Genomic DNA, 16,505 nt, shown 5'->3' on the forward strand with positions numbered 1-16,505 from the left:
CTGGCAAACTGGATAGACCCAGCGCCCGAAACAACCATTCCACTGGTTAATGATCTCGACATTACCTTTCACGCCGCGCAACACTCTGAACTCTGCTTTGGCTTTGTCATCAGTCGTGCTGACATTCCTCTGATTGGTTACACTGCCGACAGCGGCTGCTTTGCACCTTTATATGAAACCCTCTCTCACTGCCAGGTAGCCATATATGATGCACGTCCGAAAGGAAGCCTCTGGCATGCCGGACTCGATGAAGTAGCTCCTTTCCTTAATGACCACGCTTATATTATTGGCCACGACATGGATGAACAAAGCATCCCTGAAGGCAGCCGACTGCTTCGACCCGGACAGTACATCAACCTTGCAGGGGATCATTAAGATGAACTTCGCCGAGAGCGTTAAGCGAATGATTCAAGCTATCTTTATGCTGTCTCCCTATTACTGGGCTGACCGTTATCTGAAGATGCGTGAATTTAGTTTTGCAGAGGGTAGCGACGAACAGAAGTTATGGCGTAACCGTCGGTTAATCGTTTCGGAAAAGTACATTGTTTACTGGCTGTTTGGCGCTATCGCACTGTTCGTGCTTTCGCCGGCGTTGCCGCAATGGGCTGCTATTCTGCTACTACTTCGTGCACTGGGCATCATCAATAAAGAACTTGGGGTGCTTCTATTTGGCACCTGCAAAATAACCGAAGGCACTATGGTGGCCGCTTCCGGCCGAGTCATTGTGTTGGGCTTGGTCAACTTTTTAACCGCCATGTTTCTCTTTGCTGGCACCTACGCGCTGATCGGCACCTTTGATAACATTCCTGCCTATACCGAACGAATGCTACCCCTGTGGGCACTCATACAAGCGATGAATGTGCAGTTCACCTTGTCGAGCGCCTTCGAACCAGCCAACCTATTAACCTGGTTTATCTCCTTATTCCAAAGCGGCTTCTGCTTTCTATTTGGCACCATCGTTATCTCGATGTTTGTTTCGTTATTGAATATTCAGCCACTGCATAAGTGATACCAACAACAAACAGTCACTAAACCGTCGCCATGATCACCCACTTAATAACGCTGACGGCGGTCCAATACACCTTCGACCACGGGATTATCTTTAACCTGTTTGATAAATAGAGCCAAGACAATTAAAACCATTGCGGTCAGCTCTAATCGATCTAAGTGATCGCCCAATAAGATAGCGCCAGTGAGCAGGGCAACCACCAGCTCTAATGAGCCAGTTAAGGCATTCTTATCGGCACATGACCGGGGCGCGCCCATCATAAACAGTACTTGCGGGATAGCTGCTGCCAGAAGGGCAATGCCTAACACCGCCAGAATACCGATCGTAGAAACCGGTAAAACTTGCGCTGGCGCAACCCAGATAGCAATCGGTAGCAACACCAATACGTGACCCATGGTTATCCAAGCCATGCGATTACGGGTAGGAATCACTGCCCTCGGATTGGACAGATACTGCACCTGTGTCGCGACCACTATGGGTGCCAGAAAGCAGGCGACAACGGCTAATAGCGAACCCGCGGGTAAAGCTTCAGGCCGTATCGTTAATGAAGCGGCAATGGCCACTAACGCCGCCGAGACCAGTGCATTTTGAGAGGGTCTTCGGTGAAACACTAACCAGCCGATCAATACGCTAAACACAGGGTAACTGTAATAGATCAGAATAGCGGTCGCGGCAGGAATCGTATCCAGTGCATGAAAATAGCCAAAAATGGAGATCCCACTGAACACCCCCAATATCAAACATCTAACCGCTTCGGCTAAGTTCACCCGCGGCGTACGCAGAAAAAACAGGAGAAACATGGCCGGCAGAATAAAACGATACAGACTGACCATCTCTGCGCCCAAACCGTCCTTGAATAACAGCTGAGCAAAAAAGGGGTTAAGCCCGTAAAGGCAGGCGGCCATTAGCACCAGATACTGACCATCGATGGTTGATTTACTGTTCACGTGAATCTCATTCCATTGGATTGAAACAGAACAATAACGCGACACTGATTAAATAAATAGTGAATAACTTACCTTGCTGATTAAGTTTATGCATGTATAAATAACGCTTCATCAACAATAAAAGCTTGGGATAAATCCATGCGACTAGATACCAAACATTGGGAGATGCTCAATGCCATCGATAAAACAGGAACCCTACGGCAAGCTGCATACTTATTGGGCATAACACAATCAGCGATTAGCCACCGACTGGCCGAAGCCGAAAGGCGTTTGGGTGGTTTATTATTTGAAAGAGAGGGGCGCCGACTAAGGCAGACGGCGGCAGGGCGCGCCATAACTCAGACAGCCAATCAGATTGTGCCGATATTACAACGGGCTGAATTTGATTTTCAGCAAATGGCCATTAGTGAAACGACCGTGGTCCGCTTTGGTGTTGCTGCTTATAGTTGCTATCACTGGTTACCTGCTTTTTTGCAAACCATGGCCAAACAAGAGCCGGACATTCAACTGGAACTGGTCGCCTCCGCCACACAGAATCCATTGCAAAACCTACAGGATGGCACCGTCGATGTTGTCTTAGCTCCTGGGCATTTGGCGATCCCGGGTATCGATTCCATTCCGGTGTTTAAAGACGAGCTGGTACTCATCACACCTCGCCAACATAGCTTGGCAAGCAAACCTTTTATTGAAGCTACCGATCTTGAAGGGGAGCACTACCTAACCTATAGCAAATCGGCGCAACCAGGGTTTGAATATGAACGTTTCATTCGTCCCTCCGGCGTTATACCTCATCTCCTCACCGTAGTGGAGGTAACCGACGCCATCATCGAACTGATCGCCGCTGGCTTTGGCGTTGGTATCCTCTCCCGCTGGGCCGTTCAATCCGCCATTAAAAATGGCAGCATCGCCGCCATCAGTGCTAGTGAAGCTAAACTAGATCTTGATTGGTCCGCACTTATCCGTGAATCAGAACCTTCAACTGCCGCGGCAAGGGTTGTATCACGCCGACTCGCCGAGTGGTTTCAAGCTTAGCTGAAATAACCAAGCGTCAAATAAGCCATAACGGGAACTGACAACGACCTACAGGCTAAAAACCAAAAAAGCAGCCGAAAAGGGCTGCTTTTTACTCGCTAGAGACAATCTATCATCTCACACAATAAATGACAGATACTCTCATCAGATATCCAAGTTAGAGACGTTCAGGGCGTTGGTTTCGATAAATGCACGACGCGGCTCTACTTCATCGCCCATCAGGGTGGTGAACAGTAGGTCGGCGGCGATCGCATCATCGATAGTAACCTGCAACATCCGGCGCTGCTCTGGGTCCATGGTGGTTTCCCATAGCTGTTCTGGATTCATCTCACCCAGTCCTTTGTAGCGCTGGATATAGTAACCACGCTTAGATTGCTCCATCAGCCAGTTCAGGCCGGTGGTGAACTCCGTGGTGGGCAGGGTACGCTCGCCACGCTTAAAGTAAGCGGTCTCTTCCAGTAAGCCGTCGAGAGTATCGCCTAGGTTGGTTAGCGCAGCGTAGTCTTTCGATTCAAAGAAGGATTGATCGAAGGTGTAGTTATGGCTAACACCATGCTGAACCACATTGACGCTCGGTAAATAGGTACCGTGGCGTTCTTGGTTTTCAGCCGCCGATGAGGTGAATACATCGCCGCCATCAAGAGTATCTCCTAGACCATCACAGACCTTATCGATCCACTCCGCAACAGCCTGTTCATCTTGCAACTGTTCGACGGTTAAACGTGGGGTGTACACCATCTGACGCAGAATCTGCTCTGGATAAACACGGGATAAACGGGTCAACATTTTATCCACGGCGCGATAGCGGTTAACAATCTCTTCAAGGCCGGTGCCCGCAATCGGTGGCGCATCAGCATTCACATGCATAGAAGCCCCTTCAAGCGCGCCCTGAAGCAGGTAGTTATCCAGCGCATCATCATCTTTCAGATACTGCTCTTGCTTACCTTTTTTGATCTTGTAGAGCGGCGGCTGGGCAATAAAGACATGACCGCGTTCTATGATCTCTGGCATCTGCCGGAAGAAAAAGGTGAGCAGTAGGGTACGGATGTGTGATCCATCCACGTCGGCATCGGTCATGATGATGATGGAGTGATAACGCAGTTTGTCCGGATTAAACTCTTCGCGGCCAATACCAGTACCTAGCGCCGTAATCAGAGTGCCCACTTCGGCGGAAGCCAGCATCTTATCGAAACGGGCTTTCTCGACGTTAAGGATCTTACCCTTAAGTGGCAGAATCGCCTGAGACTTACGGTTACGGCCCTGTTTGGCAGAACCACCCGCAGAATCACCCTCCACCAAGTATATTTCAGAGAGAGCGGGGTCTTTCTCTTGGCAGTCGGCGAGTTTGCCAGGCAAGCCGGCAATATCCAGCGCGCCTTTGCGGCGAGTCATTTCACGGGCCTTACGGGCCGCTTCACGGGCACGGGCCGCATCGATCATCTTCGAGACGACCGCTTTAGCATCCTGCGGGTTTTCTTGCAGATAGTCGTTTAGCTGCTCATACATCGCTTGCTCAACCGCGGTTTTCACCTCCGAAGACACCAGTTTATCTTTGGTTTGCGATGAGAACTTAGGATCGGGCACTTTCACCGAGACAATGGCGGTCAGACCTTCACGGCAATCATCACCGGTGGTTGACGCTTTACCATTCTTATTGAGCTTTTCCGCTTCAATATAGTTATTCAAAGCACGGGTAAGGGCGGTTCGGAAACCGGCCAAGTGAGTACCACCATCCCGCTGGGGAATGTTGTTCGTAAAGGCGTGGATACTTTCTTGATAGCTATCATTCCACTGCATCGCCACTTCCACACCCACGCCATTTTCATGCATGACGTTAACGTGGAACATCTTGTTTGCCGGTGTTTTGTTCGTGTTGAGGTAATCAACAAAGGAACTCAGACCACCTTCATAAGCAAACAACTCTTCATCGCCGCTACGTTCGTCTTTCAGACGAATAGCCACACCGGAGTTAAGGAAGGAGAGTTCCCGTAGGCGCTTCGCCAGGATATCGAATTTATATTCTAAGTGGTTATGGAAGGTGTCTTCGGAAGGCCAAAAGCGTACCGATGTACCGGAAGTTTCTGTCCGGCCAACCACTTTCAAGGGTTCATCAGGTACACCGTGACGGTAGGTTTGCTCAAACACTTCACCTTTACGGCGAATGGTCAGCTTGAGTTCCGCGGAGAGGGCGTTAACAACCGACACACCCACACCGTGCAAACCACCGGACACTTTATAAGAGTTATCATCAAACTTACCACCGGCATGCAGTACGGTCATGATAACTTCGGCAGCGGAAACGCCTTCCTCTTCATGCATTTCGGTGGGAATACCCCGACCGTTATCCGAAACAGTCACACTGTTGTCCGGATGAATAATCACTTGAACCTCGCTGCAATAACCCGCCAGAGCTTCATCGATGGAGTTATCCACAATCTCGAAAACCATATGATGCAGACCAGTACCGTCGTCGGTGTCGCCTATATACATTCCTGGGCGCTTACGAACCGCATCCAGCCCTTTTAGGACTTTAATACTGGAAGAATCGTATTCCTGATTTTCGCCGCTCATTCAAATCTCCTGGCTGTATTACTGAGTGCTAAACGCACCCTCTTGTATATTGAAAAAACGTAACTCGGCCTGGTCGGACCAGTAACCGGTGAGTGCCTCTTTATCCACACTGGTGATAAAGCATTGGCTCGCCGTTTTTTCTAAATAATGACAGAACAGTCTGCTATGCTGCTGATCTAGCTCTGACGGAAGGTCATCAATCAGATAGATGCAGGCGCGACTGTTCAACTTGTAAAATAAAACGCCTTGCGCCAACTTGAGGCTGCTCACCACTATCTTCTTCTGTCCCCTTGAGAGACGTTCTGCAGCGGTGTGGCCATCAACTTTAAGTCGCAAGTCAGCCCTTTGAGGTCCGGCGCTGGTATAACCCTGACGCAAATCGCGTTCAAAATTATCATCCAATACCTGATCAAGGCCGCGTTTTTTATCCCATCCGGGACTAAAACTCAGATCGATGCTGACGCCTTCAAGCAGATCAGCAAGGATCAGATCAAATTCGGGTTTTAATGCTTCAATATACAGCTCGCGAAGCGTATTTAACTGTTCGGCGTAGGTAATAAATTCCTGGTCCCAGACTGCCCGAATTCGTTGCTCAATTTTACCATATTTCAGTAAAGAATTTCGCTGTTTTAATACCCGCTTAAAACCACGCCAAAGCCTTATAAATTCAGGATTTGAATGGAATGAACCCCAGTCCAAAAACTGGCGTCTAACCGCTGGGCTACCCTCCAAAATCATAAAGGTTTCGGCGTTGATCACCTGAACCGGTAACAGCTCTGCTAGCGTGGTTATATCGATGTTATTTCCGGCATAACGAATACGACAATCGCTTTCGAGATTACGCTCAACCCCCAATGGCTGACTCATACCACTACCCATCGCATCCACTTGAGCAAACACCGTGCACTGGGTCTCGCCGGTTTGTATCAGGTGATTTAATTTATTGGTACGAAATGAGCGGCATAACCCGAGCATATGGATCGCTTCAAGCACACTGCTTTTACCACTACCGTTTGGGCCGTGGATAATATTGATACCGGGTGAGGGAGACAGGCTCAGCTCGCTAAGATTGCGAACGGCGCGAATATTCAGCTGGGTTATTGGCATATAAAGGAGGTAGAAGAAGGGGCCTAAGGGCCCCTGGCAGGATCACATCCGCATCGGCATCACAACATAGAGAGAGTTGGCATCATCGAGGCCCTCAATCAATGCACTGCTGTTTGAGTCGGCTAGGGTGAAACGTACCACCTCTGAACTGACGATTGATAACACATCCAGCAGATAGTTAACGTTAAAGCCTATTTCTAGCGTATCGCCTTCATAATCGACGGCAACGGTTTCTTCCGCTTCTTCCTGCTCGGGGTTGTTCGCCATCACCTGTAGGTAACCATTGGTTAAAGACAAACGAACACCACGGTATTTCTCGTTCGACAAAATAGCGATCCGGCTAAACACCTGACGCAATTCTTGCCGAGTCCCCAACATGAACTTATCGCCACCTTGAGGGATAACGCGCTGATAATCGGGGAACTTACCGTCAACCAGTTTAGAGGTGAAGGTGAAATCACCGGCATGGGCACGGATATGATTCGCACCGACCACGAGTTTGACTTGCTCATCACCGCTTTGCAGTAGACGCGCCAGTTCAAGAATACCTTTACGTGGCACGATAAACTGATGATTCGCCGGACCATTCGTATCGACTTCAGCCACACTGGTCGCCAGACGGTGACCATCGGTTGAAACCGCCCGCAGGCTGTTTTCGGTAATCTCGAGCAACATACCGTTAAGGTAGTAACGAACGTCCTGCTGCGCCATCGAGAAGCCGGTCTGATCAATCAGGTGACGCAGCTGGCTTTGCAGTACATTGAGCTCAAATGATTCAGGACTATCCTCAACATTTGGAAACTCAGCCGCCGGCAGGGTAGAGAGAGTAAAACGACTGCGGCCTGCTTTAATAACCATTTTCTGGCCTGTCAGCGTCAACTCAATCTGAGCAGAGTCTGGCAGGGATTTACAGATATCCATCAGCTTACGGGCTGGGACAGTAATCGAACCCGCTTCAGCCGGCTCATCCAACTGCACCCGACCAACCAGTTCAACTTCCAGATCTGTACCGGTCATCGACAACTGATCACCTTCAGCGACCAGCAGGATATTGGAAAGCACTGGCAGTGTCTGACGACGTTCCACAACCCCTGCAACCAACTGCAACGGCTTAATTAGCGCTTCTCGCGAAATAACAAATTTCATCTTTTGCTACCCTTAATTGATCAGACCACTACGCCGTCAGATGACGCAATAAGTTCTGATAATCCTCTCTTATATCCGTATCGGTCTCACGCAGCGAAGCTACTTTACGACAACCATGCAGTACTGTTGTGTGATCCCGTCCGCCAAAAGCGTCACCAATCTCAGGCAAACTGTGATTGGTCAGCTCTTTAGACAGAGTCATAGCAACCTGTCTCGGCCGAGCCACAGAACGACTGCGTCGTTTCGAAAGTAGATCCGATACTTTGATCTTATAATAATCGGCGACAACCCGCTGAATATTATCAATACTAACCTGTTTATCCTGCAATGCCAGCAGGTCTTTCAGTGATTCTTTAATAAAAGGCGTGGTTATTGCATTTCCAGTGAAGTGAGCATTCGCAATCACTCGCTTCAGCGCCCCTTCAAGCTCCCGCACGTTGGAGCGAATCTTTTGTGCCAAGAAGAAAGCAGAATCATCCGGTAGGCGTACCTGCGCTTCTTCGGCCTTTTTCATCAGGATCGCCACACGGGTTTCAAGCTCTGGCGGCTCAATAGCCACCGTTAGGCCCCAGCCAAAGCGAGATTTAAGCCGTTCTTCAACACCATTAATCTCTTTCGGATATCGGTCACTGGTCAGAATCATCTGCTGACCACCTTCCAACAGCGCGTTGAAGGTATGGAAAAACTCTTCTTGTGAACGCTCTTTACCGGCAAAGAACTGAATATCATCGATCAACAGTGCATCGACCGACCGGTAATAACGTTTAAAGTCATTAATCGCATTAAGTTGTAACGCTTTAACCATATCGGCAACAAAGCGCTCGGAGTGCAGATAGACGATCTTGGCCTTCGGATTTCGCTGCAACATCTCCATACCCACCGCGTGCATCAAGTGGGTTTTACCCAAGCCAACGCCGCCGTAGATAAACAGTGGGTTATATGAACCACCCGGATTGTCCGCCACTTGCTGCGCTGCCGCTAATGCCAACTGGTTAGACTTACCCTGAACAAATGAGTTGAAGGTAAATGATTGGTTCAAGTTGGACTGATGCCGAACACTACCTTCTACATCAACATTACGTGAGGGCGAACCAGACATCGTTGTCGGAGTAATAATTTCACGGTGGTTGATCGGCTGGAAACTACTGTCATCAATCGCCAACTGATAGGGTGGGTTTTCCTCTATCGGCGGATTAACTGGCTGAGCGGGGCGATTGCGCGGTGCTGAAGAAAAAGACTGACTATCATCAAAACGAGTATCTGCGCGGCGGGCCGGTGCCGGCGGTGGAGCAGGGCGAACCGGTCGCTGTGAAAAGCCGCTAGCTCGCCCGGCGATATCGATACTGACCGTGCCAGCAATATCACCACTAACCGCATTCACGACTTCGTTAATACGTTTAAGGTATTTATCGCTCACCCAGTCTTTGACAAAACGATTAGGCGCCAGCAATACCAAACCCGCGTCAGACTCCGAAGACACCTTCAGAGGCCGGATCCAGGTATTGTATTGTTGTGAGGGGAACTCATCTTGAAGATTTTGAAGACACTGTTCCCACAACTCAGCCGACATAGCTAATCCTTAAACATCCTCTGTTTTCACTCTACTTGAGTGATCGAGAATAAGATCGAATACATAAAAAATATCAGCAGATAATACCCTGTAACAGCCCGCTTATCCACAGTTAGAATCAATCTGTTGCTAATTCTTTTTCCGCCTGTTTTTCAATCAGTTAGCCTCAAATCCAGATATTATGCGGGAAACAGGTCGATCGTTTAAAAACTATCCATACTTTAAATACAGTTAATATTCAGACATATCAACAAACTATATATATGATTTATAATAAGTTTATTGACTTAATAACAAATTATTATGCATATCTGAATAGATTCTTAAATCATTAAAAAACAGCTGCTCCTTCTTCCATATAGGTAACTTCGATTTAGCGTTGAAAACGATTTAGAACCGCTTTTTTAACTTTATTGTCAGTAAGGGTTTGCAATGCCAATATGTTTTCCCTATAATTTCGCGTCTGTTTTTGACCGTGGGATTCAGCCAACCTTACTGATACCACCACACTGTATGTTAGTAGGACTGACCAATGAAAAGAACATTTCAACCAAGTAATCTTAAGCGTAAACGCACTCATGGTTTTCGTGCCCGTATGGCAACTAAGAACGGCCGCGTTATTATTAACCGTCGCCGTGCTAAAGGCCGTAAGCGTCTGTCAGCATAATTTTTGCCTGTCAGGCTCTCTGAATGAATGAATTCAGCTATCCCCGTCAGTTGAGACTTTTGACTGGTGGGGATTTTAAACAGGTATTCAGCCGAGCCAGCCTCAAGGTATCAGATAAGCATCTGTTGATCCTTGCACGTCCAAACGAGCTAGAGCATTCCCGCGTTGGCTTTGTCTTCTCCAAAAAAAATATCCGTTTAGCTGTTAATCGTAACCGCGTTCGGCGTATTATTCGCGAGTCTTTCCGTCTTAATCAGTATAAGTTACCCAACGTTGATATCGTCATTCTGGCCAGACCCGGTTTAGGTGATCTCGATAACAGCGAAGTTCAAGCGCTTATTTTAAAAAGCTGGAACAGACTGATTGGCCGGGCCAAGGCAAAATCCGATAAAACAAAATCAAACTCATAACTGAATGGTCCAGAAACCATGGATGTACAGCGCATTATATTGATCGCAGCACTGGCAATAATCTCCTATATGCTGGTGCTTCAATGGAACCAAGATTACGGTGTTAAAACCGTACCTGTTGCCCAAGCAGAATCGGTTTCAGCTTACGGGTCTACAGTAGATCCAGTAGCAACAGCAGGTAGTGACCTGCCGACAACAGACGGTGCAACCTCTGCCAATACTGATCTGCCAGAAGCGAAAGCTAATGCTGCAGCAGCACAGCAGCAACTGGTTTCAATTAAGACCGATGTGCTTGAACTGCTAATCGATACCAAAGGTGGTGACATCATTGAACTGGCCCTGCCAAAGCACAAAGCAGCGCTAGATAATGATCAGCCTTTTGTCTTGCTTGAGCAGAATGGCAACCGTACCTACGTTTCCCAAAGCGGTCTGATTGGTAAAAATGGTCTCGATGCCAGCCCGAGTGGTCGCCCACAATACACCTCCGCTAAAAACAGCTATCAGCTGGAAGGCGATGAACTAGTCGTCGACTTAGTTCATAACGGTGATGATGGTGTGGTGATTACTAAACGTTTCCGCTTCACGGCTGGCAGCTACAAGATTGAACAGGATTTTCTGGTCAATAATGGCTCTGCTGAAGCGTGGCAGGCGAAACTGTTTGGTCAGATCAAACGTGACGGTTCGAAAGATCCATCACAAACCACCAGTATGGGTATGCAAGCCTTCCTTGGCGCGGTGTTCTCCACAGAAGATGAGCACTACGAAAAAGTAACTTTCGATGATATGCAAGAAGCTAACATCAAGAAAGTCAGCCAAGATGGCTGGGTGGCTATGTCACAACACTATTTCTTGAGTGCTTGGATTCCAGCGCCTGGCGCAGAATACAGCTATAGCAGCCGCGTTAGTAACGGTAACTATATCGCCGGTTTTGTGTCTCCAGAGTTTACGGTTGCTCCTGGCGAAACGAAAACGGTTAACGCCAGCTTCTATGCCGGTCCTAAAGATACCGACTTGCTCGAACAGGCTGCGCCTAACCTAGAATTGACCGTTGATTATGGCATTCTCTGGTTCATCGCTACACCGCTGGCTTGGTTGCTAAAAACCATCCATGGCTTTGTAGGTAACTGGGGTGTTTCAATCATCTTCATTACCATCATTGTTAAAGCGCTGCTGTTCCAAGTGAACGCGAAAGCCTTTAAATCGATGGCGAAGATGCGTAAATTTGGCCCAGAGATGACTCGTCTGAAAGAGCTTCACGGTGATGACCGTCAGAAGATGTCTCAAGCGATGATGGAACTCTACAAGAAAGAGAAGATCAACCCGCTAGGCGGCTGTCTGCCTATCGTGGCGCAGATGCCGGTGTTTATCGCCCTGTACTGGACCTTGATGGAATCGGTTGAGCTACGTCATGCGCCATTCGCATTGTGGATTAATGACCTTTCCGTCATGGACCCTTACTTCATGCTACCTATCCTGATGGGTGCTACGATGTTTATTCAGCAACTGCTGAACCCAACACCTCCAGATCCTATGCAGGCGAAGATTATGAAGATGCTACCCATCGTCTTCACCTTCTTCTTCCTATGGTTCCCTGCAGGTCTGGTTCTGTACTGGTTGGTTAACAACATCCTGTCGATCACTCAGCAGTATATAATCAACAAACAAATTGAAGGCGAAGGCAGTAGTAAATAAGCCTACCCGCTGCTTGATAAAAAGGTCTCTTCGGAGGCCTTTTTTTTGCCCATTGCTCTCCTACCTATGCAACAGCGTTATTTCCAATCGCTATGTTTAAACCCTTACTGAAACCATTTAACAATGGCTTTTTCGAACAACGGGCAAGTCACACTTTTTGTGACCTTGATACAACGAGCAGCGGCGCTTGACGTCTCTTAAGTTCGAGCAACAAGCGACTCATATGCTAAAATCCTCAGCTTCAACTATATTGCTTAACCATTTTCCGAGGTATCAATGACGCTGATTAACCAGGACACCATCGCCGCTCAGGCAACCCCTCCCGGACGCGGCGGCGTTGGTATTGTTCGCGTGTCAGGCAAGCTCGCTGCCACCATTGCCGAACAGGTGGTCGGATTTATTCCCAAGCCTCGTTATGCTCACTATGGCCCCTTTTTTGATGCCGAAAAGCATCAACTAGACCAAGGGCTGGCCCTCTATTTTCCAGGCCCGAACTCCTTTACCGGCGAAGATGTGCTCGAACTTCAGGGCCATGGCGGCCCGATTATTATGGATTTCATCCTCCGTCGCGTCGTCGAATGTGGCGCCCGACTGGCTAATCCCGGTGAGTTCTCTGAACGCGCCTTCCTCAATGACAAACTCGACCTCACCCAAGCAGAGGCGATTGCCGACCTGATCGACTCCAGCTCTGAACAGGCTGCCCGTTGTGCTCTGAAATCCCTACAAGGGGCCTTCTCTGATCGCATTCATCAACTTGTGGAAGCGCTGACACAACTGCGTATCTATGTTGAAGCGGCAATCGATTTTCCCGAAGAGGAGATCGATTTTCTCGCCGATGGCAAAGTGGCGGGGGATCTACAACAGATCATCGATAAACTATTGGAAGTTAAACAGGAAGCTCGTCAAGGCAGTCTTATCCGTGAAGGGATGAATGTGGTCATTGCAGGCCGGCCTAATGCGGGTAAATCCAGCCTATTAAACGCCCTAGCGGGTAAAGAATCGGCCATCGTCACCGATATTGCCGGCACCACTCGGGATGTTTTACGCGAACATATTCATATCGACGGTATGCCACTGCACATCATCGATACCGCCGGTTTACGGGATTCCCCTGATGAAGTAGAGCGGATCGGTATCAGCCGTGCTTGGGATGAAATTCAGAAAGCCGACCGCGTACTGTTAATGGTCGATGGCAGCACCACGGCTACCGATGATCCACAACAGATCTGGCCCGAGTTCGTCAGTCGCTTAGACGATCAAAGCAAAATCACCGTTATCCGCAATAAATGCGACCTAACGTCAGAAGATCCAGTTATCGGTGAACATCATGGACATACTTTGATATCACTATCAGCCAAGGCCGATATCGGGGTTAACAACCTACGCCAGCACCTTAAGGACTGCATGGGTTATGCAAGTACGACAGAGGGAGGCTTCCTCGCTAGACGCCGCCATATCGATGCGCTCAACCGCGCAGAGAGCCTATTATTAACCGGACAAGAGCAGCTTATCTATGGTGGTGCAGGGGAGTTACTCGCAGAAGATCTACGCGAGGCTCAGCACCACCTGAGTGAGATTACTGGCGAATTTAGCTCTGATGACCTTTTAGGTCGGATTTTCAGTTCGTTTTGTATCGGGAAGTAAACCAAACCAAGGCTTGTTTTAACAATCGATAACAAGCCTTGGGCTTTAAAACGTACCTTTCAATAACGACCAATACCCGTGCGCAAAAATATTACCTATCAACGATTTTCTGGCTTAAAAACCCGATTAACCCACTCAATATCGTTATTTTTTATCTACTCTGCGCAGCTGAATCTCTATTGATAATGGATAAGAAGAGGGTCGTTAACAGCGATAGACTAATCAGTATTCTCTGTGGCCAACTAAAAACAGGGAAAAGCATCACTTAGCTTTTCTGCATAAGTACATTAAGCATTAATACGTAACTTTGATCAAAACGCCGTTTATATATAAAAACAAGTCGATTGCGTATCACAGACAATGCTTTACCTCGGTATAAGATAATTCCACGATTACATAAAAAAAACGTCGAATCTTATTAGGATAGTCTAATGCAGTCACTTGATAACACTTTAGAAATAGCATCCTTTACGCCCTATCATATTAAACAACTCCCTATCGACGTGAGCCTCAATGATGCGTCACTGACGATTACATGGGATGATGATCATAAGAGTGAGTTTCACTATTTATGGTTACGTGATAACTGTCATTGCTCCAAATGCATCGCTCAACTGACCAGAGAGCAAATGTTTGAGATCTGTGACGTCCCATTGGATATAAAACCCGCTGAAGCCTATATCTCTGACGAACATCGATTAGTGATTACTTGGGATCATCAAGCGCATATCAGCCACTTCCACCCGGGTTGGTTACGAAGCCATTGCTATAGTGAAGCGAGCCTACAAGCCAAACAGTGGCAGCCAAAGATATGGGACAAAGCGCGGATTCAGGCAGAACTGCCTAAGCATCAAGCCAAAGAGGTCCTAGAAGATGACCCATCGCTGCTTAACTGGTTAAAAGAGCTAAGAGATTACGGCCTTACGCTGGTCGAGCAAGTCTCAACCGAACCCAATTCTTTAGTTAACGTGGCTAACCGAATTTCATTTATTCGTGAAACTAATTTTGGCACCATTTTTAATGTGCAAGCAAAGGCCGACGCCAACAGTGCAGCTTATACCGATTTGCGACTCCCTCTGCACACCGACTTGCCAACGAGAGAACTACAACCCGGCCTACAGTTTCTGCATTGCTTAGTGAATGATGCTGAAGGAGGGGAGTCCATTCTGATTGATGGCTTCAAAATTGCTCAACACATGAAAGAACATTACCCAGATGACTTTCACAGCCTGAGCACCTTCCCGATGTCGTTTTACAATAAAGACAAGCTCACTGACTATCGCTTTCGAGGCACGGCCATCGTGACAGATAGTAATAATGAAGTCGTAGAGGTCCGCTTAGCCAACTTTTTGAGAGGCCCTATCGATGTGCCTGCCCATCAAACAGTTCCTCTCTATCAAGCTTACCGACGCTTCATTGCCTTAACTCGAGACCCTCAGTTTCAATTCTTTTACCGCCTGAATGCCGGTGACCTCATTGTGTTTGATAACCGTCGTGTATTGCACGCACGCAACGCCTTTAATTTAGAAAAAGGGCACCGACATCTGCAAGGTTGTTATGTTGATCGCGATGAATTGCTCTCGCGTATCCGTGTGCTAGAAAGAGAATAGCGGCCACTTAATAGCAATCAATCTTCAAGGTTGTTCCCAATTCTGGGAGCTCAACCTTGAAGATTATTTAATCATCGAACGATATTTAGACGCGGTCATGCCGTAATGCTCTTTGTAACGACAACTAAAGTGAGCCGTTGAACTAAAACCTGTGGCCAACGCAATTTCTGTCACGCTTAAACTGCTGTCCGACAATAAATGTTTACCATGCTCAACACGTAAACCTAAATAGTAAGCAGCAGGGGTGCACTTAAAATATTGCATAAACAGACGCTCTAACTGTCGACTGGAAATACAGAGAAGAGTCGATATCTCTTTCGTCGTCAGCGGGTTTTCAATATTTTCAGACATTAGTTTCAATGCCTTAAGGACTTTTGGATGATGAATATTCATTCTTTTCATCCAATCCATTTTTTGGTTATCCGAACGATTGCGCATGCCATTCTTAATCAATTGATCGCATACTAATTTAGCTAAATCAGAGCCTCCGTATTCAGCAATTAGATACAGCACCATATCGCTGGCCGCCGTACCTCCAGCACAGGTCATGTAGTTGCCATCGATTTCAAATAGCTCATGGGTTACCTCAATTTGGGGATACCTTTCCTGAAACGAGGGTAGCGCCTCCCAATGGAGAGTGACTTTGCGATGATCTAACAATCTAGCCTTTGCTAATAGATAACAACCGGTATCTAAAGCGCCAATGATGCCACCTTGATGCTGTAGCGTTCTGAGCCATTGAATCGTTCTCTCATTGATATGGCGTTCCGGGTGAAAACTGGCATTAACAAACAGATTACGGGGTGCGCTAACTTGCTGAAAATGATGACTCGGTTGCAACGCCATACCGTTGCTGGCCGTCACCAATTCGCCATCATCACTTAAACATTGCCAACGAAAAACCTCTTTTTCGAGTAAACGGTTAGCAATACGTAACGGCTCAATCGCCGATAATAAGGACACCATTGCGTACTCTGGTAAGAGTAAAAACGATAATGTAAAAGCACCGTCATCATCAGCCACTAATGTCGATAATGCGATTGGAGAATCACTATCCATACCTTTATCTCACATCAAAAAAAACGACACGCGAAAATCAC

The 16,505-nt window shown here is 47.6% G+C and carries 13 protein-coding genes and 1 pseudogene; 8 read left to right on the forward strand and 6 right to left on the reverse strand.

Annotated features, from left to right (window positions below; translation table 11 throughout):
- Both KO512_RS19615 and KO512_RS19620 read left to right on the forward strand, forming a co-directional pair.
- Positions 1-375 (forward strand): annotated as a pseudogene (locus KO512_RS19615) (MBL fold metallo-hydrolase); the annotation flags it as partial.
- Position 376: 1 nt separating this feature from the next.
- Positions 377-1,009 carry a hypothetical protein gene (locus tag KO512_RS19620; RefSeq protein WP_215954014.1) on the forward strand — a complete coding sequence of 211 codons (633 nt, stop codon included), beginning with the start codon at positions 377-379 and terminating at the stop codon, positions 1,007-1,009.
- A gap of 44 nt (positions 1,010-1,053) precedes the next feature.
- Here KO512_RS19620 and KO512_RS19625 read toward each other — a convergent pair whose 3' ends face one another.
- Positions 1,054-1,956, reverse strand: coding sequence for a DMT family transporter (locus tag KO512_RS19625; protein ID WP_215954015.1), 903 nt, complete (start codon positions 1,954-1,956; stop codon positions 1,054-1,056).
- A gap of 138 nt (positions 1,957-2,094) precedes the next feature.
- On the opposite strand from KO512_RS19625, the gene KO512_RS19630 reads away from it, so the two are divergent.
- The gene (locus tag KO512_RS19630; protein ID WP_252735134.1) at positions 2,095-2,988 is read left to right on the forward strand and encodes a LysR family transcriptional regulator; all 894 of its coding nucleotides are present in this window, start codon (positions 2,095-2,097) and stop codon (positions 2,986-2,988) included.
- Positions 2,989-3,132: 144 nt separating this feature from the next.
- Here KO512_RS19630 and gyrB read toward each other — a convergent pair whose 3' ends face one another.
- Genes gyrB through dnaA form a run of 4 tightly spaced genes read right to left on the reverse strand, consistent with a single transcriptional unit; the run spans position 3,133 to position 9,382 of the window.
- Positions 3,133-5,559, reverse strand: a complete 2,427-nt coding sequence (gyrB, locus tag KO512_RS19635) for a DNA topoisomerase (ATP-hydrolyzing) subunit B (RefSeq protein ID WP_215954016.1) — start codon at positions 5,557-5,559, stop codon at positions 3,133-3,135.
- Positions 5,560-5,577: 18 nt separating this feature from the next.
- The gene (gene recF / locus KO512_RS19640; RefSeq protein ID WP_215954017.1) at positions 5,578-6,666 is read right to left on the reverse strand and encodes a DNA replication/repair protein RecF; all 1,089 of its coding nucleotides are present in this window, start codon (positions 6,664-6,666) and stop codon (positions 5,578-5,580) included.
- A 42-nt stretch (positions 6,667-6,708) separates the two neighbouring features.
- The gene (gene dnaN / locus KO512_RS19645; RefSeq protein WP_215954018.1) at positions 6,709-7,812 is read right to left on the reverse strand and encodes a DNA polymerase III subunit beta; all 1,104 of its coding nucleotides are present in this window, start codon (positions 7,810-7,812) and stop codon (positions 6,709-6,711) included.
- A gap of 28 nt (positions 7,813-7,840) precedes the next feature.
- Positions 7,841-9,382 (reverse strand): chromosomal replication initiator protein DnaA, encoded by a 1,542-nt coding sequence (gene dnaA, locus KO512_RS19650; protein WP_215954019.1) that lies wholly within the window; start codon positions 9,380-9,382, stop codon positions 7,841-7,843.
- A 532-nt stretch (positions 9,383-9,914) separates the two neighbouring features.
- Between dnaA and rpmH the strand changes: the two genes are divergently transcribed.
- From rpmH to KO512_RS19675, 5 genes are all read left to right on the forward strand, one after another.
- Positions 9,915-10,049 (forward strand): 50S ribosomal protein L34, encoded by a 135-nt coding sequence (gene rpmH / locus KO512_RS19655; protein WP_215954020.1) that lies wholly within the window; start codon positions 9,915-9,917, stop codon positions 10,047-10,049.
- 23 nt (positions 10,050-10,072) lie between these two features.
- A complete protein-coding gene (gene rnpA / locus KO512_RS19660) occupies positions 10,073-10,459 on the forward strand; it encodes a ribonuclease P protein component (protein WP_215954021.1) in 387 nt (128 codons plus the stop codon).
- Between the two features lie 18 nt (positions 10,460-10,477).
- Positions 10,478-12,151, forward strand: a complete 1,674-nt coding sequence (yidC, locus tag KO512_RS19665; RefSeq protein WP_215954022.1) for a membrane protein insertase YidC — start codon at positions 10,478-10,480, stop codon at positions 12,149-12,151.
- 276 nt (positions 12,152-12,427) lie between these two features.
- Complete coding sequence (gene mnmE / locus KO512_RS19670) at positions 12,428-13,795, forward strand: tRNA uridine-5-carboxymethylaminomethyl(34) synthesis GTPase MnmE (protein ID WP_215954023.1); 1,368 nt, start codon at positions 12,428-12,430, stop codon at positions 13,793-13,795.
- 431 nt (positions 13,796-14,226) lie between these two features.
- Positions 14,227-15,405 (forward strand): TauD/TfdA family dioxygenase, encoded by a 1,179-nt coding sequence (locus KO512_RS19675; protein ID WP_215954024.1) that lies wholly within the window; start codon positions 14,227-14,229, stop codon positions 15,403-15,405.
- Positions 15,406-15,468: 63 nt separating this feature from the next.
- Here KO512_RS19675 and KO512_RS19680 read toward each other — a convergent pair whose 3' ends face one another.
- Positions 15,469-16,464, reverse strand: a complete 996-nt coding sequence (locus tag KO512_RS19680; protein WP_215954025.1) for a GlxA family transcriptional regulator — start codon at positions 16,462-16,464, stop codon at positions 15,469-15,471.
- Between the last annotated feature and the right edge of the window lie 41 nt (positions 16,465-16,505).

This window comes from Amphritea atlantica (genome assembly GCF_018860855.1).
Taxonomy (GTDB): Bacteria; Pseudomonadota; Gammaproteobacteria; order Pseudomonadales; family Balneatricaceae; genus Amphritea; species Amphritea atlantica_A.

What these genes read in the sequence shown, in the direction of transcription:
- KO512_RS19620 (WP_215954014.1), top strand. Translation starts at nt 377, where the DNA reads ATGAACTTCGCCGAGAGCGTTAAGCGAATGATTCAAGCTATCTTTATG.
- KO512_RS19630 (WP_252735134.1), top strand. Translation starts at nt 2,095, where the DNA reads ATGCGACTAGATACCAAACATTGGGAGATGCTCAATGCCATCGATAAA.
- gyrB (WP_215954016.1), bottom strand. Translation starts at nt 5,559, where the DNA reads ATGAGCGGCGAAAATCAGGAATACGATTCTTCCAGTATTAAAGTCCTA.
- recF (WP_215954017.1), bottom strand. Translation starts at nt 6,666, where the DNA reads ATGCCAATAACCCAGCTGAATATTCGCGCCGTTCGCAATCTTAGCGAG.
- dnaN (WP_215954018.1), bottom strand. Translation starts at nt 7,812, where the DNA reads ATGAAATTTGTTATTTCGCGAGAAGCGCTAATTAAGCCGTTGCAGTTG.
- dnaA (WP_215954019.1), bottom strand. Translation starts at nt 9,382, where the DNA reads ATGTCGGCTGAGTTGTGGGAACAGTGTCTTCAAAATCTTCAAGATGAG.
- rpmH (WP_215954020.1), top strand. Translation starts at nt 9,915, where the DNA reads ATGAAAAGAACATTTCAACCAAGTAATCTTAAGCGTAAACGCACTCAT.
- rnpA (WP_215954021.1), top strand. Translation starts at nt 10,073, where the DNA reads ATGAATGAATTCAGCTATCCCCGTCAGTTGAGACTTTTGACTGGTGGG.
- yidC (WP_215954022.1), top strand. Translation starts at nt 10,478, where the DNA reads ATGGATGTACAGCGCATTATATTGATCGCAGCACTGGCAATAATCTCC.
- mnmE (WP_215954023.1), top strand. Translation starts at nt 12,428, where the DNA reads ATGACGCTGATTAACCAGGACACCATCGCCGCTCAGGCAACCCCTCCC.
- KO512_RS19675 (WP_215954024.1), top strand. Translation starts at nt 14,227, where the DNA reads ATGCAGTCACTTGATAACACTTTAGAAATAGCATCCTTTACGCCCTAT.
- KO512_RS19680 (WP_215954025.1), bottom strand. Translation starts at nt 16,464, where the DNA reads ATGGATAGTGATTCTCCAATCGCATTATCGACATTAGTGGCTGATGAT.